Source organism: Streptomyces sp. NPDC053493, from assembly GCF_044544825.1.
In the GTDB taxonomy this organism is placed as follows: Bacteria; Actinomycetota; Actinomycetes; order Streptomycetales; family Streptomycetaceae; genus Streptomyces.
In genome coordinates, this window is sequence record NZ_JBITXS010000002.1 from 415,816 (window position 1) to 438,539 (window position 22,724).

General features: G+C 73.3%; 17 protein-coding genes. 8 read left to right on the forward strand and 9 right to left on the reverse strand.

Annotated features, from left to right (window positions below):
- Positions 1-117 precede the first annotated feature (117 nt).
- Positions 118-804 carry a Crp/Fnr family transcriptional regulator gene (locus ACIGO8_RS07540; RefSeq protein ID WP_399725379.1) on the reverse strand — a complete coding sequence of 229 codons (687 nt, stop codon included), beginning with the start codon at positions 802-804 and terminating at the stop codon, positions 118-120.
- A 255-nt stretch (positions 805-1,059) separates the two neighbouring features.
- Between ACIGO8_RS07540 and ACIGO8_RS07545 the strand changes: the two genes are divergently transcribed.
- Both ACIGO8_RS07545 and ACIGO8_RS07550 read left to right on the forward strand, forming a co-directional pair.
- The gene (locus ACIGO8_RS07545; protein ID WP_007502648.1) at positions 1,060-1,263 is read left to right on the forward strand and encodes a cold-shock protein; all 204 of its coding nucleotides are present in this window, start codon (positions 1,060-1,062) and stop codon (positions 1,261-1,263) included.
- An 88-nt stretch (positions 1,264-1,351) separates the two neighbouring features.
- On the forward strand, positions 1,352-3,046 hold the full coding sequence (locus ACIGO8_RS07550; RefSeq protein ID WP_399725382.1) for a DEAD/DEAH box helicase: 1,695 nt from the start codon (positions 1,352-1,354) through the stop codon (positions 3,044-3,046).
- 57 nt (positions 3,047-3,103) lie between these two features.
- On the opposite strand, the gene ACIGO8_RS07555 is transcribed toward ACIGO8_RS07550, so the two are convergent.
- The 3 genes from ACIGO8_RS07555 to ACIGO8_RS07565 all read right to left on the reverse strand — a co-directional run bounded on the left by ACIGO8_RS07555 (position 3,104) and on the right by ACIGO8_RS07565 (position 6,574).
- The gene (locus ACIGO8_RS07555) at positions 3,104-4,327 is read right to left on the reverse strand and encodes a cation:proton antiporter (RefSeq protein WP_399725386.1); all 1,224 of its coding nucleotides are present in this window, start codon (positions 4,325-4,327) and stop codon (positions 3,104-3,106) included.
- Between the two features lie 355 nt (positions 4,328-4,682).
- Positions 4,683-5,618 (reverse strand): 1-phosphofructokinase family hexose kinase, encoded by a 936-nt coding sequence (locus ACIGO8_RS07560; protein ID WP_399725389.1) that lies wholly within the window; start codon positions 5,616-5,618, stop codon positions 4,683-4,685.
- On the reverse strand, positions 5,615-6,574 hold the full coding sequence (locus ACIGO8_RS07565) for an ROK family protein (protein WP_399725392.1): 960 nt from the start codon (positions 6,572-6,574) through the stop codon (positions 5,615-5,617). The genes ACIGO8_RS07560 and ACIGO8_RS07565 overlap by 4 nt, the downstream gene beginning before the upstream one ends.
- A 373-nt stretch (positions 6,575-6,947) precedes the next feature.
- On the opposite strand from ACIGO8_RS07565, the gene ACIGO8_RS07570 reads away from it, so the two are divergent.
- Both ACIGO8_RS07570 and ACIGO8_RS07575 read left to right on the forward strand, forming a co-directional pair.
- Entirely contained in the window at positions 6,948-10,049 is a 3,102-nt protein-coding gene (locus ACIGO8_RS07570) for a TIM-barrel domain-containing protein (RefSeq protein ID WP_399725395.1), read from the forward strand.
- Between the two features lie 181 nt (positions 10,050-10,230).
- Positions 10,231-10,710, forward strand: coding sequence for an ATP-binding protein (locus ACIGO8_RS07575; protein ID WP_399725398.1), 480 nt, complete (start codon positions 10,231-10,233; stop codon positions 10,708-10,710).
- On the opposite strand, the gene ACIGO8_RS07580 is transcribed toward ACIGO8_RS07575, so the two are convergent.
- Complete coding sequence (locus tag ACIGO8_RS07580; RefSeq protein WP_399725401.1) at positions 10,695-11,354, reverse strand: TetR/AcrR family transcriptional regulator; 660 nt, start codon at positions 11,352-11,354, stop codon at positions 10,695-10,697. The genes ACIGO8_RS07575 and ACIGO8_RS07580 overlap by 16 nt on opposite strands.
- A gap of 452 nt (positions 11,355-11,806) precedes the next feature.
- Between ACIGO8_RS07580 and ACIGO8_RS07585 the strand changes: the two genes are divergently transcribed.
- From ACIGO8_RS07585 to xdhC, 3 genes are read left to right on the forward strand one after another with little or no spacing between them, the layout of a single operon-like run.
- Positions 11,807-13,315: a xanthine dehydrogenase small subunit gene (locus tag ACIGO8_RS07585; RefSeq protein ID WP_399725404.1), complete on the forward strand. Its 1,509-nt coding sequence runs from the start codon at positions 11,807-11,809 to the stop codon at positions 13,313-13,315.
- Positions 13,312-15,750: a xanthine dehydrogenase molybdopterin binding subunit gene (gene xdhB, locus ACIGO8_RS07590; protein ID WP_399725406.1), complete on the forward strand. Its 2,439-nt coding sequence runs from the start codon at positions 13,312-13,314 to the stop codon at positions 15,748-15,750. The genes ACIGO8_RS07585 and xdhB overlap by 4 nt, the downstream gene beginning before the upstream one ends.
- A gap of 1 nt (position 15,751) precedes the next feature.
- A complete protein-coding gene (gene xdhC, locus ACIGO8_RS07595; protein ID WP_399725409.1) occupies positions 15,752-16,561 on the forward strand; it encodes a xanthine dehydrogenase accessory protein XdhC in 810 nt (269 codons plus the stop codon).
- A gap of 150 nt (positions 16,562-16,711) precedes the next feature.
- On the opposite strand, the gene ACIGO8_RS07600 is transcribed toward xdhC, so the two are convergent.
- The 3 genes from ACIGO8_RS07600 to ACIGO8_RS07610 form a co-directional block, all read right to left on the reverse strand.
- A complete protein-coding gene (locus ACIGO8_RS07600; protein ID WP_399725411.1) occupies positions 16,712-17,563 on the reverse strand; it encodes a pyridoxamine 5'-phosphate oxidase family protein in 852 nt (283 codons plus the stop codon).
- Positions 17,560-18,936, reverse strand: coding sequence for a globin domain-containing protein (locus ACIGO8_RS07605; RefSeq protein WP_399725413.1), 1,377 nt, complete (start codon positions 18,934-18,936; stop codon positions 17,560-17,562). The genes ACIGO8_RS07600 and ACIGO8_RS07605 overlap by 4 nt, the downstream gene beginning before the upstream one ends.
- Positions 18,937-19,295: 359 nt before the next feature.
- Positions 19,296-19,934 carry a hypothetical protein gene (locus ACIGO8_RS07610; protein ID WP_399725416.1) on the reverse strand — a complete coding sequence of 213 codons (639 nt, stop codon included), beginning with the start codon at positions 19,932-19,934 and terminating at the stop codon, positions 19,296-19,298.
- Between the two features lie 679 nt (positions 19,935-20,613).
- Between ACIGO8_RS07610 and ACIGO8_RS07615 the strand changes: the two genes are divergently transcribed.
- On the forward strand, positions 20,614-22,026 hold the full coding sequence (locus tag ACIGO8_RS07615; protein ID WP_399725418.1) for a purine-cytosine permease family protein: 1,413 nt from the start codon (positions 20,614-20,616) through the stop codon (positions 22,024-22,026).
- A gap of 7 nt (positions 22,027-22,033) precedes the next feature.
- On the opposite strand, the gene ACIGO8_RS07620 is transcribed toward ACIGO8_RS07615, so the two are convergent.
- Entirely contained in the window at positions 22,034-22,666 is a 633-nt protein-coding gene (locus ACIGO8_RS07620; protein WP_399725421.1) for a HutD family protein, read from the reverse strand.
- Positions 22,667-22,724: the final 58 nt, after the last annotated feature.

Sequence of the window (22,724 nt, forward strand, 5' to 3'; positions counted from 1 at the left end):
TTCTGGGCATACAGAAGATGCCAGGGGAGGGGAGTCGGAGGCGACGGAACTTAGCACACCGGGAATGTGACCACGTGCACAGAACGGGGCCCGCGGGGGCCGCTCCCCCGGTCCTGGTCAGTCGTGCGAGGAGCGGGCCATGCGGCGCAGTACGTCAGGTCGTACGACGACGAGACCGCGCCGCCCGGTCCGTACGATGCCCCGGTCCCGTAACTGCTTGAGAAGCCGGGCGACCGCCTCGCGCGAGGCGCCGACCGAGCCGGCGAGCTCGCTCTGGGTGAGTCCGGCGGTGAGCTGGACGCCGTCCTGCGACTCCTGGCCGTGGGTGCGGATCAGTTCGAGCAGGAGCAGGGCGAGCCGTTCCTGCACGGTGAGGGAGGCGAACTGCACGCGCCGCCGGTCGCTGTCGCGGGTGCGGTCGGCGGTGAGGGCCAGCAGCTTGCGTGCGATGTCGGGCCGTTCGTCGAGCAGCGCGCCGAACCGGTCGGCGTCGACGGCGAGCGCCTCGACCGCTTCGAGCGCGGTGACGGTCGCGCCGCGCGGCCGTCCGCTGAGCAGGGCCTGCTCCCCCACGATGTCCCCGGGCCCGCGCAGCGCGAGCAGGGCCTCGTAGCCGTTGGGCGCGGCCGAGGTGACCTTGGCCCAGCCGGAGAGGATGACCAGGACGTGGGTCGAGGGTTCGTGCTCGCGCAGGAGGACCTGTCTGGCGGGGAAGGCGAGCGGGCTGCCGCTGCCGAAGAGCGCCTGCCGGTCGTCGGCCTCCAGCCGCACCACGAACGGGACCTGGTCCTCGAACTGCGTCACTGTCTCTCCTCGACCGTCCCCGTGGGAGCGGTCCCGGGGTCAGGGAAACAGCGGGGAGGTTAGCGCATGACCGCTCTCCGGCTCCGGCGGGACGGGGGAAGCGACGTCGGCCGGGACGATGTGTTAGGGTTCAAGAGTTGCAGTTGTGGTACCCATGAACCTATGTGCGCCTGACGGGAATGCTTTTCCTCAGGCGCATTATTTGTTTTCCCGGCATCTCCGGATGGGGCCTCTGCCTACCAGAAGGAGAAAATCATGGCTCAGGGAACCGTGAAGTGGTTCAACTCCGAGAAGGGCTTCGGCTTCATCGAGCAGGACGGCGGCGGCCCCGACGTCTTCGCCCACTACTCGAACATCGCGACGCAGGGCTTCCGTGAGCTCCAGGAGGGCCAGCGCGTCTCCTTCGACGTCACGCAGGGCCAGAAGGGCCCGCAGGCGGAGAACATCGTCCCCGCCTGATCGCCGGACGCTCATCCCGCTCGACCGGGGTCCGCACGACGCGTGCGGACCCCGGTTCGTGCTGTTTCCAGGAAGGCCATACCTCCGCATGTCCCGCAGGGCCCAGAAGCCGAACCGCCGTACGCCGTCGTCCGCTCCCTCCGTCGCGGCGCCCAAGGAGTTCCGGCTCCCGCAGAACACGTCCCCGGCTCTCCCCGCGGTCGAGGAGTTCGGTGCCCTCGACATGCCGGCGGGACTGCTCGCGACGCTCACCGCACAGGGCGTGACCGAGCCGTTCCCCATCCAGGCCGCCACGCTGCCGAACTCGCTGGCCGGCCGTGACCTGCTGGGCCGTGGACGCACCGGTTCCGGCAAGACGCTCGCGTTCGGCCTCGCGCTGCTCGCGCGGACGGCGGGTCAGCGCGCCGAGTCCCGGGCCCCGCTCGCCCTGGTCCTCGTGCCCACCCGTGAGCTCGCGCAGCAGGTGACGGACGCGCTGTCCCCGTACGCGACGGCCGTCAACCTCCGGATGACGACCGTCGTCGGCGGTCTCTCGATCTCCCGGCAGGCCGCCGCGCTGCGGCGCGGCGTCGAGGTGCTCGTGGCCACGCCGGGCCGGCTCAACGATCTCGTGGAACGCGGGGACTGCCGGCTGGACGAGGTCCGGATCACGGTCCTCGACGAGGCCGACCAGATGACCGACCTCGGCTTCCTGCCGCAGATCACCAAGGTGATGCGGCAGGTGCGCGGCGACGGCCAGCGGATGCTGTTCTCGGCCACGCTGGACAGCAACATCGACCGCCTGGTGCAGGGCTTCCTGACCGATCCGGTGGTGCACTCCGTGGACCCGTCCGCCGGGGCGGTCACCACGATGGACCACCATCTGTTCCACGTGCTGGACGAGACCGACAAGAAGGCCGTCACCACCCGCATCGCGGCGCGGGACGGCCGGGTGATCCTCTTCCTCGACACCAAGCGGTCCGCCGACCGGCTCGCCAAGCGGCTGCTGACCGCGGGTGTGCGGGCGGCGGCGCTGCACGGCGGGCGCTCGCAGTCGCAGCGGACCCGCACCCTGGACCAGTTCCGCACCGGTCAGGTGACGGCGCTGGTGGCGACCAACGTGGCGGCCCGCGGCATCCACGTGGACGATCTCGACCTGGTCGTGAACGTCGACCCGCCGACCGACCACAAGGACTACCTCCACCGGGGCGGGCGCACGGCGCGCGCCGGCGGTTCGGGCAGCGTCGTCACGCTGGTCCTGCCCCAGCAGAAGCAGGAGGTCGCCCGGCTCATGTCGCACGCGGGCATCCAGCCGCGTACCACCCGTCTCACGTCGGGCGACCCGGTCCTCGCGGACCTCACCGGCGCCCGGGAGCCGTCCGGGGTGCCCGTCACGCTGGAGGTGCCGGAGCCTCCGGCGGCGAAGGCGGCCCGTCCGGCCCGGAAGGACGGCGAGCCCGGCCGGCGGCCGCGGCGGCGTCGGGGCGAGGGCGGCGCGGCCGCCGAGACGACGGCGCCGAAGCGCGGCGGCAGGACGAACGGGACCGCGGCGAAGGCGGGAGCGGCCGGCACGCCGGAGCGTGCGGCGGGCTCGCGCCGGACGGCGGACCGTACGGCGCAGGGCTCGGCCGGCGGCTCGCGCCGGGGCGCCGAGCGGACGGCGGGCGGCGCGGGCTCCGGGTCGCGCAGGTCCGCCGAGCGTACGGCGGGTGGCGCCGGCGCGGGATCGCGCCGGGCGTCGGGCCGTGGCGCGGCCGCGGACGGCGCCGGGCGCAAGGGCGGGCGGCGCGCTTCCGCGTCGTAGGAGCTTCGGCTACGTCCTCGGCCCCGCCCGCGCCCTCGGCGGCGGGGCGGGGCCGCGTCACCGGCCGTGGTCGGCCGACGCGGCCGGTGCGCCGGGCCGCGGGTGCCGCGCGAACCAGCGGCCGACGGGTTCGCCGGTCACTCCGTGGACGATCACGCTGAGCAGGACGGTCGCGGCCGTCACGTTCACCACGAAGGCCGCGTCGTCCGCCCGAAGCTGGAGGTAGGCGAGGACCGCGAAGACGATCGAGGTGACGCCGCGCGGGCCGAACCAGCCGATCGCGACCCGCTCGGCCCGGCTGAAGCCGCTGCCGGCGAGCGAGGCGAGCACGGGCACGAAGCGGGCCACGACGAGGACCAGGACCGCGTAGGCGAGGAGCTGGGCGGTGAGGCCGCCGGCGAACACCTGCGTGGTGAGTGCCCCGAAGGCGTACCAGACGGCCAGGGCCAGCAGCTGGCCGACGTCGTGCACGAGGTGGAGCGAGTCGCCGCCGGTCACGTGCGCGCCGTGGGCGTACCACAGGCCGGCGACGAACGCCGCGACGAAGCCGTTGCCGCCGAGGAGCACGGAGGCGGCGTAGGTCAGGAAGGGCAGCGCCAGGGCCGCGAAGCGCAGGCTCGCGGGCCGGGCCCAGCCGGATGCCAGGGACCGTGCCGCCAGCCGGGCGGCCAGGTAGCCGAGGACCGAGCCGACGGCCGCCGCGTACACCGAACCCTTGAGGGCGTTCAGGAGCAGGTCGCCGATCGAGTCGCCCTCGGCCGAGACGAGGTTGGCGACGCAGAACACGAAGAGCGGCGAGATCAGGCCGTCGTTGAAGCCGCCCTCGAAGTTGAGCGCCGCCCGCACGCGCAGGGGCACGCGGGTGTCGCGCAGGAGCATCAGGACCGGCGCGAGGTCGGTGGGCATGACGACGAGGGCCGCCACGGCGAGCAGCCACCAGCTCGTGCCCGGGAAGACCAGGGCGCCGGCCAGCGTGGCGAGGACCAGCGAGCCGGGGAGCGCGAGCCCGAGCAGCCGCCCGCCGCCGACCGGGCCGCGCAGTCCGGCGTAGTCCCGGGCCTCGGTGGCGTCCGTGAACAGCATGACCGCGAGGACGAGCTCGACGGCCCGGTGGAAGTTGTGGGTGTCCATGTCGAGCGGCACGGCCGGATGGCCGCCGCCGCTGATCAGGATGCCCGCCCCGGCGAAGGTGATCGGCGCGGTGATGCTCCACCGCTCCAGCCGGTCCGACACGAGAACCCAGAGGAACAGCAGGGACGGCAGGGCGAACAGGGCGATCACGGCGACTCGCAGGGTGGGGCGGGTGGGGGTGAGCGGCGGGGTCTGGGCTCACATCCTGGCAGGCGGCACGTACGTCCCGGCGGAGGCAGCGACGGGACGGCGAGCCCCGCCCACCGCGAGCGGGACCGCGGGCGGCGCCGTGCGGACCACCGGCGGCGGTATCGAGACCGTCGGCGACAGGGGAACGGCCCAGCTCGTCGCGGCTCGGACCGCCGGCAGCGCGGGCGGGACCACCGGCGCCGCCGTGCGAGCCCCGGCAGCGCGGGCGGGACCACCCGCGACGCCCTGCGCCCCCCGGCAGCGCAGCCCGGACCGTCGGCGGCACGGGCCGGACCGCGTGAACCGTGGTCGTGGTCTACGGGACGGGCCGGACCTCCACGGCGCCGCGCAGGCGGCGGTGGACGAGTGGGTCGAAGGAGCCGGCCAGTGGGGCGGCGACGGCGGATGCGGACAGGGCGACGGCCTCGGCCAGCCGCTCGGGCCAGGGGACACCGGCCACCAGGCCCCGGGTGAGGGCGGCGACGGCCGCGTCGCCCGCGCCGGTCGGGTTGCCGCGCAGCCGCTCGGGCGGCGCGGCCCGCCAGGTGCCGGAACCGGTGACGGCGAGGACGCCGTCCGGGCCGAGGGAGGCAACGACCGCCTCGGCGCCGGCGAAGCGCAGCGCGTGGGCGGCCCGGTACGGGTCCGACTCGCCGGTGGCCTCGGCGAGTTCGTCCGCGTTCGGCTTGACGAGGGCCGGGCCGGCCGGGAGCGCGCGGTGGAGCGCCGGGCCGCTGGTGTCGAGAACCGCCGGGACGCCGCGGGCGCGGGCGGCGAGGACGAGGGTCGCGTAGGCGTCCTCCGGGACGCCGGGCGGCAGGCTGCCGGACAGCACGACGGCGAGCGGGCCGGGCACGCCCCGTGAGCCGTCGAGGATCTCGTCGAAGCAGGCCAGGAAGCTGCGCCACTCGTCCGGGCGGACGGCCGGGCCGGGTTCGAGCAGGGTCGTCGTGTCGCCGGTGTGCGCGTCGACGACCGCGACGGTGCGGCGGGTCTCGCCGCTGATCGGGGTGAGGCGCTGCGGCAGGCCCGCCCGGTCGAGGTCGCGGCGCACCGCCTCGCCGGTCGGTCCGCCGGCCAGGCCGGTGACGAGCGTGGGGCGGCCCAGGGTGTGCAGGACGCGTGACACGTTGACGCCCTTGCCGCCGGCCCGGGCGCCGACGTCGCGGACGCGGTGCGCGGCGTGCGGAAGGAGGCGGTCGACGTGGTGGGTGATGTCCAGGGCCGCGTTGAGGGTGACGGTGACGATCACGCGGGTACCTCCGTCCGGAGCAGCAGGTCGTGTGCGAGGAGGGCCGCGCCGGTGCAGCCGGCCCGGTCGCCGAGCAGGGCGCCGGTCAGTTCCGGGACGGTCTGGAAGGTGAGGCGTCGGGCGAGGGCCGCGCGCAGCGGCGCCAGATACGCCTCGCCGGCCCGCGCGAGGCCGCCGCCGACGACGACGCGCTCGGGGTCGTAGAGGGTGACCGCGGTGGCCAGGGCGTCGGCGAGCGCTTCGACGGCCTCGGTCCAGATCTCGGCCGCCACCGTGTCGCCGGCGTCGGCGCGGTGCCGGACGTCCCGGGCCGTGATGCCGCGCCAGCCGGTGGCGCGGGCGTAGCGGCGGGCGACGGCGGCGGCCGACGCCACGGTCTCCAGGCAGCCGCGGCCGCCGCAGTGGCAGCGTTCGCCGTCGGGCCGGACGACGACGTGGCCGAGCTCGCCGGCCCGGCCGTGGCCGCCGGTGAGCGGCCTGCCGCGGCTGAACGCGGCGGCGGCGATGCCCGTGCCGACGGGTACGAAGAGGAAGTCGGCGCAGCCGCGGCCGGCGCCGGCCCGTGCCTCGGCCAGGCCTCCGGCGCGTACGTCGTGCCCGAACGCGACGGGCAGGTCGAGGTGTTCGGACAGCCAGTCCTGCAGGGGCACGCCGCGCCAGCCGAGGTTCGCGGCGAGGACGGCGAGTCCCGTGTCCTCGTCGACGATGCCGGGGACGACGACGCCGGCGGCGCGGGCGTCCGGGCAGCGCTCCAGGAGTTCGGCGGCGCAGGCGAGGACGGTCTCGAGGACGGCCTCGGCGCCGCGGTCGGCGCGCGTGTGCCAGCGTTCGGCGTTCTTCAGGGCCGTGTCGCCCGCGCCGAGGGTGCCGCCTTTGATGTAGGTGCCGCCGACGTCCAGGGCGATGACGTGGGTGGCCGGTGGCGGGTCGGCCGTGTCGACGTCGGCGTGGCTCACGGGGCCTCCGGAAGGCGTGGCGGCGGAAACCCGACCGCACATGATTGAAGATGACTCGTTTATAGACCTCATGCGCAGTTTCGAGCAAGCATGCACAGCTCCGATCATGAGGCAGCGCGCCTGAGCAGCGCGGAAGTCTCGGGAACGCCAGGTCTCGATCATCTTTTGCGCACTGTTCTGTTTTTTTTTGATTGCAGAATGGCTGTAACGATCACTTGACGTCATTTGAGCGGGCCTGCTGTCATGTCGCGGACCACTCGGCGGTGTCGGCCCGCGAAAGGCGGCGGTGATGCGAGAACGCTCTTCGATACGAAACAGAGGCAGAGGCCCGGGCAGAGGCAGACGCCCTGCCGTCCTCGGCCTGGTCGCGGCCATGGTGGCGGCGGTCCTCACCCTCGCCGGACCGGCGCCGCAGGCCTCGGCGACGACGGCCGGCGACGCCACCGGCGTCAGCCAGTCCGGCAGCACCTTCACGATCAGCACCTCGACCGCGGCCAAGGCCCGGGTCACGGTCGCCCGCCAGGACATCTTCCGGATCTGGCTGTCGCCGAACGGCACCTTCACGGACGACCCGGCGGGCAAGGCCCTCGCCACGGACACCGACTTCGGCGCCGTCACGACGAGCGTCACGGACGCCGGCACGTACTACAGGATCACCACTCCCGCCCTGAACATCCGGGTCAACAAGTCGCCGCTGCGCTTCTCCGTCTACCGCGCCGACAACACCACCCTCGTGTGGGCCGAGTCCCAGCCGCTGTCGTGGACGGGCACGCAGACCAGCCAGTACCTCACCCAGGGCGCCGACGAGCAGTACTACGGCACCGGCCTGCGGCTCGGCGAGTGGGCGCTGCGCGGCAAGACCGTGCCGGTCTCGGGCAGCAACAAGTGGCTGGAGAACCACAACGCCAGCCCCGCGCCGTTCTACATGTCGACCAACAACTACGGCGTCATGCGCAACACCTGGGCCCCGGGCAGCTACACCTTCGGCGCGCCCGGCACCTTCACCCACAACGAGAGCCGGTTCGACGCCTGGTACTTCGTCGAGGACTCCCTCAAGGGCGTCCTCGACGCGTACACGGACGTGAGCGGCAAGCCGTTCCTCGCGCCGCTGTGGGGCTTCGAGCTGGGCAACGCCGACTGCTGGAATGCCTCCAACCCCGACTACACCGGCGACCACGGCCGGCTGCGCCACCAGACCACGCCCGACGTGGTCGGCTACGCCTCCGACGCCCGCGCGGCCGACATGCCCTCCGGCTGGTTCCTGCCGAACGACGGCTACGGCTGCGGCTACACGGCGCCGCTCAAGAGCACGGTCGACGCCCTCCGGGCGAAGGGCTTCCAGACCGGCCTGTGGACCTCCACCGGTCTCGCGAACATCGGCACCGAGGTCGGCACGGCCGGTTCGCGCGGCGTGAAGACCGACGTGGCCTGGATCGGCGGCGGCTACAAGTACGCCTTCGAGGGCGTGCAGCAGGCCGTCGACGGCATCGAGAAGAACTCCGACGCCCGCCGCTACGTGTGGACCGTCGACGGCTGGGCCGGCACCCAGCGCAACGCGATCGTGTGGACCGGTGACACGCCCGGCACCTGGGACGCCATGCGCTGGCACGTCCCCGCCGTCACCGGCGCCGGCCTGTCCGGCCTCAACTACGCCTCCGGAGACGTCGACGGCATCTTCCAGGGCAGCCCGAAGACCTATGTCCGCGACCTCCAGTGGAAGGCGCTGACGCCGGTCTTCATGACCATGTCCGGCTGGGGCGCGACCAATCCCGGCGCCGGCTACCAGGACAAGCAGCCCTGGCGCTTCTCCGAGCCGTACCTCTCCATCAACCGCAAGTACCTCAAGCTGAAGATGCGGCTGATGCCGTACATGTACTCCATGAGCCGGGTCGCCACCGAGACCGGCACGCCGACCCTGCGCGCCATGGTGCTGGAGTACCCGGACGACCCGGTCGCGCGCGGGAACCAGACGAGCGGTCAGTTCATGACCGGCGACTCGCTGCTCGTGGCGCCCGTCGTCACGGACACCACGACCCGCAACGGCATCTATCTGCCGGCCGGCACCTGGACCGACTACTGGACCGGCCGGACCTACAGCGGCCCGGGCTGGCTGAACGGCTACGACGCCCCGCTCGACACCCTTCCCCTGTTCGTCAAGGGCGGCGGCATCGTGCCGATGTGGCCGCAGATGAACTACACCGGAGAGAAGCCCGTCTCCACGCTCACGTACGACGTGTACCCGCGCGGCGACTCCAGCTTCACGCTCTACGAGGACGACGGCCTCACCCGTCAGTACCAGACCGGCGCCTACGCCAAGCAGAAGGTCGACGTCTCCGCGCCCGCCTCCGGCACCGGTGACGTGCGGATCGCCGTCGGCGCGAGCACCGGCGCGTACAACGGCAAGCCCGCGTCCCGGGGTTACGAGTTCACCGTGCACGCGGCCGGAGCGCCGGCCGGCGTCACCGTCGACGGCACGGCCCTGCCCACGCTGACCTCCAAGGCCGCCTACGACGCGGCCGCGACCGGCTGGTTCTTCGACCCGGCGGACCGCTCCGGCACCCTGTCGGTCAAGACCGGCTCGAAGTCGGGCGCGTTCACGGTCACCGCCACCGGAGTCCGGCTCCTTCCGGCCACCGGCGTGCCCGCGTCCGGGGCGCCGATCCCCAAGGCCGCGTGGAAGGTGGCGTACGCCGACAGCGCGGAGACCAAGGCCGAGAACGGGGCCGCCGCCAACGCCGTCGACGGCGACCCGGCCACCCTGTGGCACACCGCCTACTCGACCGGCGCCGCCGCCCCGCTGCCCCACGAGATCCAGATCGACCTCGGCAGGCGCTACGACGTGGACAGCCTGTCCTACCTGCCGCGGCAGGACGGCGGCGGCAACGGCCGCATCGGGTCGTACGAGGTCTACGTGTCGGACACGACCGCGAGTTGGGGCACTCCGGTCGCGAGCGGCAGCTGGGCCGACGACGCCACGGAGAAGAAGGTCTCCTTCGCTCCGAGGACGGGCCGCTACCTGCGGCTGAAGGCCCTGTCGGAGGCGGGCGACAGCGGCCCGTGGACCAGCGCGGCCGAGATCTCCGCGACCGGCGCCGCCACCGCGCTCCCCTCGGACGCGATGCTGGTGGGCGCAGCCTCCGGGTCGTGCGTGGACCTGCCCTACAGCGCGACCACGCCCGGCACCGAGCCCGCGCTGTACGGATGCCACGGCGGCGCCAACCAGCGCTGGACGTTCACCGCCGCCGGCACGCTGACCGGCAAGGACGGTGTCTGCCTCGACGGCTCCGGCACCACCGTCACGGTCCAGGCCTGTGACGGCTCGGCCGGCCAGCAGTGGCAGCTCGGCGCCCAGGCGACCGTGACCAGCGGCGGACGCTGCCTCACCCCGGCCGGCTCGGGCACGGCCAACGGTACGAAGCTGACGCTCGCGACCTGCACCACCTCGGCGGCCCAGCGCTGGACCCCGACGGCCTGAACCCACCTCTCGCCGGTGAACGGCACCTGACCTGCGCCTCCGACCGGACCTCCCGGTCGGAGGCGCAGTCGCGTCGGCAAAAACCTAGACATGCAAGGTTTTGATACCTACCGTGGAGGAACCGGGCGGTCCCTCCCCCACCGCCCCGCGCCCCGCCCCCCAGGCGCAAAGGAGCCCCCTCATGCCCCTCTCCGTGCAGCAGGACCGCAGCGCCTTGTGCGTGATGCCGGCGACCGTCGAGGTGGTGCCGCTGCTGCGGCGCTTCGTCCGTGACACGGCACGCCGCTGGGAGCTGGGTGACCGGGCCGACGAGGCCCTGGCCCTCGTCACGACCGAGCTCGTCGCCAACGCGGTCCGGCACAGCGGCAGCCCCGACGTCGCCGTGCTCCTCACGGCCCGCGGGCCCGTGGTCAGCCTCCAGGTGCGGGACACCGGTCGGTGGCGGCCCCGGCGGCCGCGCTTCGCCGGCGACCACGACTCCGCGGCCTGCGGCGGCCGCGGCCTGCTCCTCGTACGGTCGTACGCGCCGGACTGCGTGATCGACCGGACGGCGCACGGCACCCGGGTGGCCGTGACCCTGGCACCGGACGCCGTCGCACTGGCGGACGAGGCCTGGCAGCCGGAGGGGGCTCGGGCGGTACGGCCCTACGCCTTCGGCTGATCCAGGACCTCCAGGAGCACGTCCCGCAGCAGGCCGATGTCCCCGGCCATGTCGATGGACGGCTCGAGGAGCCACTGGAGCTGGATCCCGTCCGTCGCGGCCAGCAGGACCCGGGCCGCCCAGTCGGCGTCGCGCGCGGCCGCAGGCTCGCGGGCGGCCGGCTCGTCGTCCGCCGGCTCTTCGTCCACCGGCTCTTCGTCCGCCGGCTCGTGCCGGTCGGCCGGCGGGCCGCCGAGCAGCAGCGCGGCGAGCTGGGTGCGCAGAGCGCGGTAGCGCTCCGTGAAGAAGGCGTGGCCCGGGTGGTCCGGGTCGGCGGCGGCCGCGGCGATGTCGAGGAAGAGCTTGACCAGGCCGGGCGTGGCCGCGTTCCGCGTGAGCAGTTCCGTGCGCCAGAGCACGGTCTCCGGGCTGTACGTCTCGGCCGCGGCGGTGTCGCGCGCCTCGATCACCGCCGTGAGCAGCGCCTCGCGGCTGCCGAAGTGGTGCAGGACGCCCGCGTCGGTCATCCCGACCCGCTGGGCGATGTCCCGTACGGACACGCCGCGGCTGCCCGCCTCGGCGTAGGCGGCGAGCGCGGCGTCGAGGATCTCCCGCCGCCGGGCGGCGGTCTTGGCGTACGGGCCGCGCGGTCGATGAGTGCTCACCCGGGACATGATGCCCAACGGCGGGCCGGGCCCGGGTGAACGCGTCCACCGTCGGGGCCGCGCCGTCCTCGGGCCTCTTGACCTGGGTGACCGCAGCAACTAATTTGCGGTGGACGTCGACCCATGACGCCCTGTGACGACCGGAAGGAGGCGACTCGCGGATGTACACCAGCTCCGATCTGAGCCGCCTCGCCCACACCACGGTCTGGATCCCGGGTCGCATCGCCCACGGCGCCTAAAGAACGCGCCTTTGCGACGTGCCGTCCACGGCACGTCCCCGGCATGTCGCCGGCACCTCCCTGGTCTGTCTTCCGGGTGCACCCTTCCTGGTCTCCTTCCTGGTCTCCCGTCTCCCTTCCCGGCACGTCGCTGTCGCGTGCCGTCGCGCGCGCCCGATCCTGGCTCCCGTGGCGCCTCCGAACACAGAAAGCTGCCTGACATTGGCGAATAGCATGCGGATCACGGTCAACGGACGAGAAACACCGATCTCACCGGCCGCTCCTCACACCACCGTGCTGGACTTCCTGCGCGAGCGCGGTCTCACGGGCACCAAGGAGGGCTGCGCCGAAGGCGAATGCGGGGCCTGTTCGGTCCTGGTGGCCCGGCCCGGCGTGCACAAGCCCACCGACTGGGTGGCGGTCAACGCCTGCCTGGTGCCGGTCGCGGCGCTCGACGGGCAGGAGGTCGTCACCTCCGAGGGCCTCGCCACTCCCGGCGCGCCCGGCACGGCGCCCACGCTGCACCCGGTGCAGGAGGAGATGGCCGTCCGCGGCGGCTCCCAATGCGGTTACTGCACACCGGGATTCGTGTGCAGCATGGCCGCCGAGTACTACCGCCCCGACCGTTGCGCGCACGCGGACACGACCGATGCCCACGACACCGGCACCGCCGCCGCCGGCACCGGCACCGCCGCCGACTCCGCCGCCGCTGACGCCGAGCACGGTCCGAACGGCTTCGATCTGCACGCGCTGAGCGGAAACCTGTGCCGCTGCACCGGCTACCGGCCGATCCGCGACGCCGCGTTCGCCGTCGGCGCGCCCGCCGACGACGACCCGCTGGCCCGCCGCCGCGAGCAGGACCCGCCCGCGCCGGTCGCCACCGCGTACACCCGGGACGGCCGCGCGTTCCTGCGCAAGGACACCCTCGCCGAGACGCTGCGCCTGCTGCGCGAGCGGCCCGACGCGGTGGTCGTCGCCGGTTCCACCGACTGGGGCGTGGAGGTCAACATCCGCTCCCGAAGGGCCGATTGCGTGGTGGCCGTCGACCGGCTGCCCGAACTGCGCGAGCTGCGCGTCACGTCCGACGGCGTCGAGATCGGCGCGGCGCTCACGCTCACCGAGATCGAGCGCCGCCTCGACGGCGAAGTCCCGCTGCTCGCCGAGCTGTTCCCGCAGTTCGCGTCCCGGCTCATCCGCAACGGCGCCACCCTCGGCGGCAATCTGGGCACCGGCTCTCCCATCGGCGACAGCCCGCCGGTGCTGCTCGCCCTCGAGGCGTCGGTGGTGCTCGCCGACGCCGACGGTGAGCGCGAGGTGCCGCTCGCGGAGTACTTCACCGGCTACCGGCAGAGCGTGCGCCGTCCCGGCGAGCTGATCCGCGCGGTCCGCGTCCCGCTGCCGCTGTCCGGACTCACCGCCTTCCACAAGATCGCGAAGCGCCGCTTCGACGACATCTCCAGCGTGGCGGTCGCCTTCGCGCTCGACGTCGAGGACGGCGTCGTCCGCAAGGCGCGCATCGGCCTGGGCGGTGTGGCCGCCACGCCGATCCGCGCCCTCGCCACCGAGGCGGCTCTGGAGGGCCGGCCGTGGACGTCCTCGACCGTCGAGGCCGCGGCCGCGGTGCTGCGCGCAGAGGGCACGCCGATGGACGACCACCGGGCCAGCGCCGCCTATCGCTCCGCGATGCTCGGCCAGAGCCTGCTGAAGCTGTACGCGCGAACCACCGAGGCGGTGTCGTCATGAGTCATCTGTCCGAGCGTCCCGAGAAGTCCGTCGTCGGTGTCCCGATGCCGCACGAGAGCGCCGCGCTGCACGTCACCGGCACCGCGCTCTACACCGACGACCTGGTCCACCGCACCAAGGACGTGCTGCACGCCTATCCGGTCCAGGTGATGAAGGCCCACGGGCGGATCACCGCGCTGCGCACCGGACCGGCGCTCGCCGTGCCCGGTGTGGTCCGCGTGCTGACCGGCGCCGACGTGCCCGGCGTCAACGACGCCGGGATGAAGCACGACGAACCGCTGTTCCCCGACGAGGTGATGTTCCACGGCCACGCCGTCGCCTGGGTGCTCGGCGAGACGCTGGAGGCGGCCCGGCTCGGCGCGGCGGCCGTGGAGGTGGAGCTCGACGAGCGGCCCTCGCTGGTCACGCTGCGGGAGGCGATCGCGGCGGGCAGCTTCCACGGCGCCCGGCCCGTGATGCTGACCGGCGACGTCGACGCCGGGTTCGCCGACTCCGCGCACGTGTTCACCGGCGAGTTCACCTTCTCCGACCAGGAGCACTTCTACCTGGAGACGCACGCGGCGCTGGCCTATGTCGACGAGGCCGAGCAGGTGTTCGTGCAGAGCAGCACCCAGCATCCCTCGGAGACGCAGGAGATCGTCGCCCATGTGCTCGGCCTGCACAGCCACGAGGTGACGGTGCAGTGCCTGCGGATGGGCGGCGGCTTCGGCGGCAAGGAGATGCAGCCGCACGGCTTCGCGGCCGTCGCCGCGCTCGGCGCCAAGCTGACCGGCCGGCCGGTGCGGGTGCGGCTCAACCGGACCCAGGACCTCACCATGTCCGGCAAGCGGCACGGCTTCCACGCCGAGTGGAAGATCGGCTTCGACGCCGACGGCCGCATCCGGGCCCTGGACGCCACGCTCACCGCGGACGGCGGCTGGAGCCTGGACCTGTCCGAGCCGGTCGTGGCCCGCGCGCTGTGCCACATCGACAACACGTACTGGATCCCCAACGCGCGCATCGCCGGCCGCATCGCCCGGACCAACAAGGTCTCCAACACCGCCTTCCGCGGCTTCGGCGGACCGCAGGGCATGCTGGTGATCGAGGACATCATGGGCCGGTGCGCGCCGCTGCTCGGCCTGGACCCGACGGAGCTGCGGGAGCGCAACTTCTACCGGGAGGGCCAGTCCACGCCGTACGGGCAGCCGGTCGTCCGGCCCGAACGGATCACCGCCGTCTGGGAGCAGGTCAAGGCCGACGCCGGCATCGCCGACCGGCAGCGCGAGATCGCCGCCTTCAACGCGGCGCATCCGCACACCAAGCGGGCGCTCGCGCTCACCGGCCTGAAGTTCGGCATCTCGTTCAACCTCACCGCCTTCAACCAGGGCGGCGCGCTGGTCCTGATCTACAAGGACGGCTCCGTCCTGATCAACCACGGCGGCACCGAGATGGGCCAGGGCCTGCACACCAAGATGCTGCAGGTGGCCGCGACCACGCTGGGCATCCCGCTGCACAAGGTGCGGCTGGCTCCGACGCGTACGGACAAGGTGCCCAACACCTCCGCCACCGCCGCCAGCGCCGGGGCGGACCTCAACGGCGCCGCGGTGAAGAACGCCTGCGAGCAGCTGCGCGAGCGGCTGCTGCAGGTGGCCGCGACCCAGCTGGGCGCGCACGCCTCCGACGTGCGGATCGTGGAGGGCGTCGCGCGCGCCCTCGGCGCCGACCAGGAGCTGGCCTGGGACGATCTGGTGCGCACCGCGTACTTCCAGCGGGTCCAGCTGTCGGCGGCCGGTTTCTACCGGACCGAGGGCCTGCACTGGGACGCGAAGACGTTCCGGGGCTCGCCGTTCAAGTACTTCGCGCACGGCGCGGCGGCGGCCGAGGTGGAGGTGGACGGCTTCACCGGCGCGTACCGCGTCCGGCGGGTCGACATCGTGCACGACGTCGGCGACAGCCTGTCGCCGCTGATCGACATCGGTCAGGTCGAGGGCGGCTTCGTGCAGGGCGCGGGCTGGCTGACGCTGGAGGACATGCGCTGGGACGCGAGTGACGGGCCGCAGCGCGGCCGGCTGCTCACCCAGGCCGCGAGCACGTACAAACTGCCGAGCTTCTCCGAGATGCCCGAGGAGTTCCACGTCCGGCTGCTCGAGAACGCCACGGAGGAGGGCGCGGTCTACGGCTCCAAGGCCGTGGGCGAGCCTCCGCTGATGCTGGCCTTCTCGGTGCGCGAGGCGCTGCGGCAGGCCGCCGCCGCGTTCGGGCCGGGCGGGAACGCCGTCGAGCTGGCCTCGCCCGCGACGCCGGAGGCGGTGTACTGGGCGATCGAGGCGGCGCGCGGCGCCGGCGGCTCCTCCGGGAGCGCTGCCGGGAGCACCGCCGGGCCGGGGCGCTCCGGGAGCGCTGCGGGGAGCGGTGGGTCTCGCACCGGCGCGGCAGAAGTGCTGAGCGGTGCCTGACATGACCTGGATCGCCGCGGTCGCGCGGTTGCGGGCACGCCGGGAGCCCGGCGTCCTCGTGACCGTCGCGACCGTGCGCGGCCACGCACCGCGCGACGCCGGCGCGAAGCTCGTGGTCGGACGGACCGGGACCTGGGGCTCGATCGGCGGCGGCAACGTCGAGGCCGTCGCCGTCGACCGGGCCCGCGAGATGATCGCCGCGTCCAAGCCGGAGCCGGAACTGATCGACTTCGCCCTCAACGACAAGGTGACCGGCCCGCACGGCGTGCAGTGCTGCGGCGGCGCGGTCTCGGTGCTGCTCGAACCGCTGCCGGTGGTGCGGGCGGTGGCCGTGTTCGGCGTCGGGCACGTCGGGATGGAGCTGGCCCGCATCCTGGCCCGCCAGGACCTCGACCTCCATCTGATCGACAGCCGCTCCGACCTCCTCACCGAGGAACGGCTCGGCGCGCTGTCCGACGCGGTGGCGCACGTGCACGTGCACCACACGCCGCTGCTGCCCGAGGAGGTGCTCGCGGAACTGCCGCACGGCACCCACGTCCTGATCATGACTCATGACCACGCGGAGGACGCCGCGTTGTGCGACGCCGCCCTGCGCACGAGCCATCTCGGCTCCATCGGGCTGATCGGGTCGGCGGCGAAGTGGGCGCGGTTCCGCAGCCGTCTGGCGAACGAGGGCGGGCACGACGAGGCGGCCATCGCCCGGATCAAGACGCCGATCGGGCTCGCCGACATCACCGGCAAGGAGCCGGCGACGATCGCCGTCAGCGTCGCCGCCGATCTGCTGCGCACCTTCGAGTCGGAGGTGGACTGACGCCGGCCCGGGGCCGCCCGGCCGGGCCCGGGTCGGGCGGCTCGGGCGGTCGGGGCGGCCGGACCGCCGGGCGGGGCGGCGAAGGCGTGCTGCCGGTCGGCGAAAGGCGTACGGCGGGGCCGGTCAGGCGCGGGCGTGCGGCGGGGCCGGTCAGGCGCGGGCGCTCCTGCTGAACCAGCCGCTGAAGCTCTGCGTCCCGCCGTACACGGCGGCGTCCGCGCCGGCGTCCGCGTCGCGGTCCGCGCCGGTACGGGGAGCGCGCGCGGCCCTGGCGAGGACCCGTTCCGCCTCCGCCCGCCAGGTCGCCGCGCTCGCGCGGGGCGACGGCAGGAACGGGCCGCGCTCCGGCGCCTCGGCGGCCGCGGCGAAGAAGTCACCGCCCTTGCGCTTGACGTCGTCCGTTCCCCACGGCCGGCCGGAGCCCTGCCGCGGGACCTTCTGGAGGTGCGGGATGTGCTTGGCGCAGTGGATGTAGGCCTCGTCGACGGAGATCTGCACCCACACGCGGGCCCTGCGGCCGGGCACCGGATCGACCGCGATCCCGTCGTGCGCGCGCCGCATGTCCTCGTCGGCGACGACCCGGGCCCGGCCGTTGACGTGGAGTCCGATGCGGTCGCGCAGGAAGTCGACCATGAGGACGCCGACGTGCGGGTTCTCGTCGATGTTGCCGAGGCTGGCGTGGACGCCGTTGCCCCGGTACTCGGGATAGGCGAGCGTCGTGTCGTCGAGGACGTGCAGGAAACCGGGCGGGCCGGCCCGGAAGGTGTTGTCGCACTCGCCGTGCCGGTCGGCGGTGGCCAGGAAGAACATCTCCTGACGGGCCACGAACTCCCGCATGCGCGGGTTGAGCCGGTCGAGGACCTGCTCGGCGTAGAAGCGGTCGGCGCGCTCGGTGGTGCCCATGCGCTGCTGGACCAGGTGTTCGCCGTCGCTGCCCGGGCGGGTGGTGCGCAGGGGCGGGGTCGTGACCTGCCGCTGCCCGGCCTCTTCGAAAGTGCTCAATTGCTTGCCCCGACCAGTTCCTCGATGGAGTCGTGCCGTATGCGGTGGGTGGGGACGCCGATGCCCAGCAGGGTGTCGACGCCGCGGCGGATCATGCCGGGCGGACCCGACAGGTAGACGTCGTAGGTGTGCCAGGGGCCGAACTCCCGTACGGCTCCGGGCAGTCCGCCGGACAGCAGGCCGGCGGGACCGTCGTCGACGACCGGCCGGACCGAGAGCCAGGAGTGCGACTGCTGCAGCCGCAGCATGGTCTCGATGTCGTACAGGTCGTCGTTGCGGCGAGCCCCGTAGAACACGTCGACGGTGCGGCGCCGGCCGCTCTGCGCCACGTCCTCCACCAGGGCCTTGATGGGCGCGATGCCGGTGCCGCCGCCGAGGCACAGCAGCCCGTTGTCGGTGCTGTGGTCGATCGTCATGGAGCCGGTGGGCGCACCGAGCCGGACGACGTCGCCGGGGCGGGCGCGGTGCACGAGGGCGTTGGAGACCCAGCCGGCCGGCACGGCCTTGACGTGGAAGGAGAGCAGCCCGTCGGAGCGGGGCGCGGACGCGAAGGAGTAGTGCCGCCAGACCCGCGGCCACCAGGGCGTCTCCAGGGCGGTGTACTGCCCGGCACGGAACGGGTAGGGCTGGTCGGGCCGGACGGTGACGACGGCGATGTCCTTCGTGCGCATCTCGTGGCCGACCACCTCGGCCTGCCACCAGGCGGGCGCGCGCAGTTCGTCCTCGGTCGCCGCGTCGATCATGATCTGGGAGATGGTGGTGTAGGCGCGCACCCACGCGGCCTCGGTTCTGGGGCCCCAGGTCGACGGCGCGTAGCGGGTGAGGGCGCCGATCAGCGCCTCGCCGACGGCCGGGTAGTGCTCGGGCCGGGTGCCGTACTTGCGGTGGCCGCGGCCGAGGTGGTTCAGGTACGTGGTCAGCGTCTCGGGGTCGTCGGCGTGGGTGGCGGCGGTGAGCAGCGCCTTGAAGAGCCGGTCGCGCTGGGTGTCCATCGCGGCGGGGAAGAGCGCCCGCAGGTCGGGGTGCCGGAGGAAGAGCAGGGCGTAGAAGTACGAGGTGACCGTGTCGGCGATCGGCTCGACCTCGGCCATCGTGCGGCGCAGCAACTCCGTGTCGGACGGGGCCGCGCCGGGCGGCTCGGACGGGCGCTGCTGCGGCGGTACGGAGCGGGCGCCGGGTTCCTGGCCGCGCGCGGGCGCGGACGGCTGCGCGAGGGGCTGAGACGCCGGCGCCGAGGGGCGCGCGGGCGGCTGCGCCGGCGTGGGCGCGGACGGGTGCGCGGACGGGTGCGCGGGTGCGGGGGCCGACGCGGCCGTGCCCGGGCTGCGCCCGAACCAGTCTCCGCCGCCCGACGGGGTGGCCGGAACTTCCATCGGTCTGCCTCGCCTCGAACGTCTGCGGTCGGTCTTTCGCCTTGGGTCGGTCGGGTCGGGTCGGTCGGTCGTCGTGCGCCACCGGAAAGGACGGCGTTTCCCGGTCGTCGTTCACCCGGGCGAGTGAACGGGGCCGACCATACCCCGACGAAGCGAAAGCGGGGCGAGGACCGCAATGCGCCCTTCAGGGCTCTGTTTTCGCTGGCCAGAAGGTGGTTACTGACGAGTCGGTCCAACGGGTCGGGCCCCACGGCGCGCGTCCGCGCACGAATCGCTGACGGAAGACTCACGTACTCCTCAGGACTTCTCCACATTTACGCGAGGGTCTTCACGAGCGCGCCGGGAGCCCCGTACCCGGTTCAGGAGCAGTGGACGATGACCTCGGCGCTGCCGCCGTTGCTGGTGAAGCCGATGGTGAACAGGCCGTTCCCGGGCATCTGCTCGATCCGGCCGCTCAGCTCGATCTCCGCGACGGCGCTCGCGGCGAGGGACCCGCCGCTCCGGCTGAGGGTGACACCGGCGGGCAGGGCGCCGGCCGTCCTGTCCAGTGCGCCGCCGCCGGTGTTGACGACGACGACCTTGTTCGGCCACTCGCCGTTGGCGCAGTACTCCTGGACGTCGGCCGAGCGCAGCGCCAGCACACCGGCGGGCGCCGGGGAGGGCGGTGCCGACCGCGTGGGCCGCCGCGTCGGAGGCGGCGGTGCGGTGGTTCCCGTTCCCTGACCGGGGCTCTCGCCTCGGGCGGGCGCGGTGGTGGGCGGGTGGCTCACGCCGGGCGTGGTCGCCTCGCCGGCGGCCGGCGGCGTGGTGGCGTCGGGGGCTCCGGGGGCCGCGGACGAGCCGGCGGGCGCGCTGCTGGAGGGCGTGGCCACGACCAGCGGCGTATCGGCGCCCGGCCCGTTGCCGAGCCGCTGCCCGACGACCGCACCACCGACGCCCACCACCATCAGACCGCCGATGACCAGCGCCAGCGGCTTCGCCTTGGCCCGCTTCCTCACCCGCGCCTTCTTCGAGCCCCCCGTCCGCCCGCCCTGCACGATGATCCCGCGCCCCACGCTCCGCGGATCGTCCTGCTTCGGACCAATGGACCGAGGGTCATCCTGCTTCGGACCAATGGCCCGAGGATCATCCTGCTTCGGGCCGATCGCCCGAGGATCATCCTGCTTCGGGCCGATCGCCCGAGGATCATCCTGCTTCGGGCCGATCGCCCGAGGATCGTCCTGCTTGGGCCCGATCGCCCGCGAGGGATCCTGGCCTGTTCTCGCCGCCGGGTCCGGGACCGGGTCGGTGAAGCCACCGTCCGCGCCGTCGGGCACCCGTGTCGCCTCGCTCTCCGGACGCGGCACGCCCGGTTCCCCTCTGCCGTCGCTCATCACGCCGATCCCCCACTGCTCTTCGACGCCCGCGCTGGACATCGCACTGCCCTTAATGAGCCACCGTTTGGCCGAAAGGTCCATCCCCGCGGCATGACGGCGCTGTCCCGATCTCGTCCCGGACCGCGGGCATCCCACCTTCTGAAATTGTTCATTCAATGTCTTGCCACCTGTTGAACGCCATGCGAGATTCGGCGCACCGCAGCGCGGGACGACCGGCTGCGGTTCGTCCGGATGCTCAGGAATCGCTGCGGGATGGGGTTTTACGATGCCGGTCCGACACGCCCCCGGGGAACGACTCGCGATGGAGAGGCGCACCATCGAGGTCATTCCCGACGCCGAGCGGCACGGCACGCCGCGTAGCCAGTTCACGCTGTGGTTCGGCGCCAACATGCAGATCACCGCGATCGTCGACGGCGCGCTGTCCGTCGTGTTCGGTGCCGACGCGCTGTGGGCGATACCCGCGCTGCTGATCGGCAACGTGCTCGGCGGCGTCGTGATGGCGCTGCACTCCGCGCAGGGGCCGCGGCTCGGGGTGCCGCAGATGATCTCCAGCCGCGCGCAGTTCGGCGTGCACGGCGCCGTCCTGCCGCTGCTGCTGGTGATCCTCATGTACCTCGGCTTCGCCGCGACCGGCAGCGTGCTGGCCGGGCAGGCGCTGTCCGCGATGCTGCACATCGACGACACGTCCGTCGGCATCCTGGTCTTCGGCGTGCTGACCGCCGTGGTCGCCGTGACCGGATACCGGCTCATCCATGCCGCCGGCCGGGTCGCCACCGTCGTCGGCGTGCTCGGCCTCGGCTATCTGCTGGTGCGGGTGTTCACGCGGTACGACGTCGGCGCGCACGTCGGGACCAAGGGCTTCGAGGCGGCGACCTTCCTGCTCGCCGTGGGGCTCGGCGCCGGATGGCAGCTGACCTTCGGCCCGTACGTCGCCGACTACTCGCGCTATCTGCCGCGCCACACCAGCACCCGGGCGACGTTCTGGTCGACGTTCGCCGGTTCCGTGATCGGCTCCCAGTGGGCCATGACGCTGGGAGCGCTCACCGCCGCCGTCGCGGGGAAGGCCTTCCTCACCGACCAGGTGGGCTTCCTCGGCGAGCTCGCCGGGCCCGCGTCGCTCGCCTTCCTCGTCTATCTGGTGATCGTGGTCGGCAAGCTGACCGTCAACTGCCTGAACGCGTACGGCGGCTTCATGTCGATCCTGACCACCGTGACTGCGTTCGACGGGCGCTCGCGCATCTCGGCCGGCGCCCGCGCCGCGTACATCGTGTGCTTCACCGCGGTGTCGATCGGCATCGCGCTCGCCGCCAGCGCGGACTTCCTCAACAACTTCAAGAACTTCGTGCTGCTGATCCTGATGGTGTTCACGCCGTGGAGCGCGATCAACCTGGTCGACTACTACCTGGTCTCCCGCGAACGCGTCGACATCCCCGCCCTGTACGACCCGGCCGGCCGCTACGGGCGCTGGAACGTCACCGCGCTGACCTGTTACGTCGTGGGTGTGGCCGTGCAGATCCCGTTCCTGGCCACCAAGCTCTACACGGGCGCGATCACCAAGCGGCTGGACGGCGCGGACATCTCCTGGATCGTCGGTCTGCTGGTCACCGCGGCGCTGTACTGGGTGTGGGTGCGGCGCACCGCCGACCCGCCCGCCGCGACCGTGCACCCGGCCGGCACCGACGGCGGCGAGCGGGTCACCGCGCCCGTCGGCTGATCCGTACTCACCCCACGGGAACGACATCCGCCCACAGGGCGGTGGCGCCGGGCGAGAGCGGTACGACCGCTCGGCCGCCCGGCGCCCCGTCGTACCCGTGGCCCCGCTCGTACCCGTGCCCGCGCTCGGGCTCGGGCCCGCGCTCGTCCTCGTCCTCGTTCCACCACAGGCCCTGGCCGGCGGTCATGACCTGTCCGTCCGTCTCCGCCCGCCAGTGGCCGCTCAGCACGTAGCAGACGCCCGCGTGGCCGGCGGGCGGCACGAACGGACCGGTGAGCCGGTCCACCCGGGCCGTGCGCCGGCCACGCCGCACCATGACGTTGAGCACGCGGCAGGCGCCGCCCGGCAGTTCGGCGGTCAGCTCCAGGTCACCGGGGAACGCGAAGGGCTCGCCCGGGCGCGCCAGCAGCCGGTCGAACGTGCCGGGAGCGGTCAGCCGGACGCCGTCGCCCGCCAGGAGAGTGAGCGTGCGGTCGATCCCGGGAAACGCCGAGAACGGCCCGTCCCGGTCGATGTCGGCGACGCTCGCACGCCATGCGAACTCCTGGGCGCCGGCCGGCCACGAGACGATCTCCCGGGTGGCGCCGCCGCCGTTGCGCCACCGGCCCGCCGTCAGCGTCTCGACATCGAAGTGGTGCATGTGTGCGGCCTTTCCGGAGCTCGGGACCCCTCCAGGGTGTCACGGCCGCGCCACCGCG

What these genes read in the sequence shown, in the direction of transcription:
- ACIGO8_RS07545 (WP_007502648.1), top strand. Translation starts at nt 1,060, where the DNA reads ATGGCTCAGGGAACCGTGAAGTGGTTCAACTCCGAGAAGGGCTTCGGC.
- ACIGO8_RS07550 (WP_399725382.1), top strand. Translation starts at nt 1,352, where the DNA reads ATGTCCCGCAGGGCCCAGAAGCCGAACCGCCGTACGCCGTCGTCCGCT.
- ACIGO8_RS07570 (WP_399725395.1), top strand. Translation starts at nt 6,948, where the DNA reads ATGGTGGCGGCGGTCCTCACCCTCGCCGGACCGGCGCCGCAGGCCTCG.
- ACIGO8_RS07575 (WP_399725398.1), top strand. Translation starts at nt 10,231, where the DNA reads ATGCCCCTCTCCGTGCAGCAGGACCGCAGCGCCTTGTGCGTGATGCCG.
- ACIGO8_RS07585 (WP_399725404.1), top strand. Translation starts at nt 11,807, where the DNA reads ATGCGGATCACGGTCAACGGACGAGAAACACCGATCTCACCGGCCGCT.
- xdhB (WP_399725406.1), top strand. Translation starts at nt 13,312, where the DNA reads ATGAGTCATCTGTCCGAGCGTCCCGAGAAGTCCGTCGTCGGTGTCCCG.
- xdhC (WP_399725409.1), top strand. Translation starts at nt 15,752, where the DNA reads ATGACCTGGATCGCCGCGGTCGCGCGGTTGCGGGCACGCCGGGAGCCC.
- ACIGO8_RS07605 (WP_399725413.1), bottom strand. Translation starts at nt 18,936, where the DNA reads ATGGAAGTTCCGGCCACCCCGTCGGGCGGCGGAGACTGGTTCGGGCGC.
- ACIGO8_RS07615 (WP_399725418.1), top strand. Translation starts at nt 20,614, where the DNA reads ATGGAGAGGCGCACCATCGAGGTCATTCCCGACGCCGAGCGGCACGGC.
- ACIGO8_RS07620 (WP_399725421.1), bottom strand. Translation starts at nt 22,666, where the DNA reads ATGCACCACTTCGATGTCGAGACGCTGACGGCGGGCCGGTGGCGCAAC.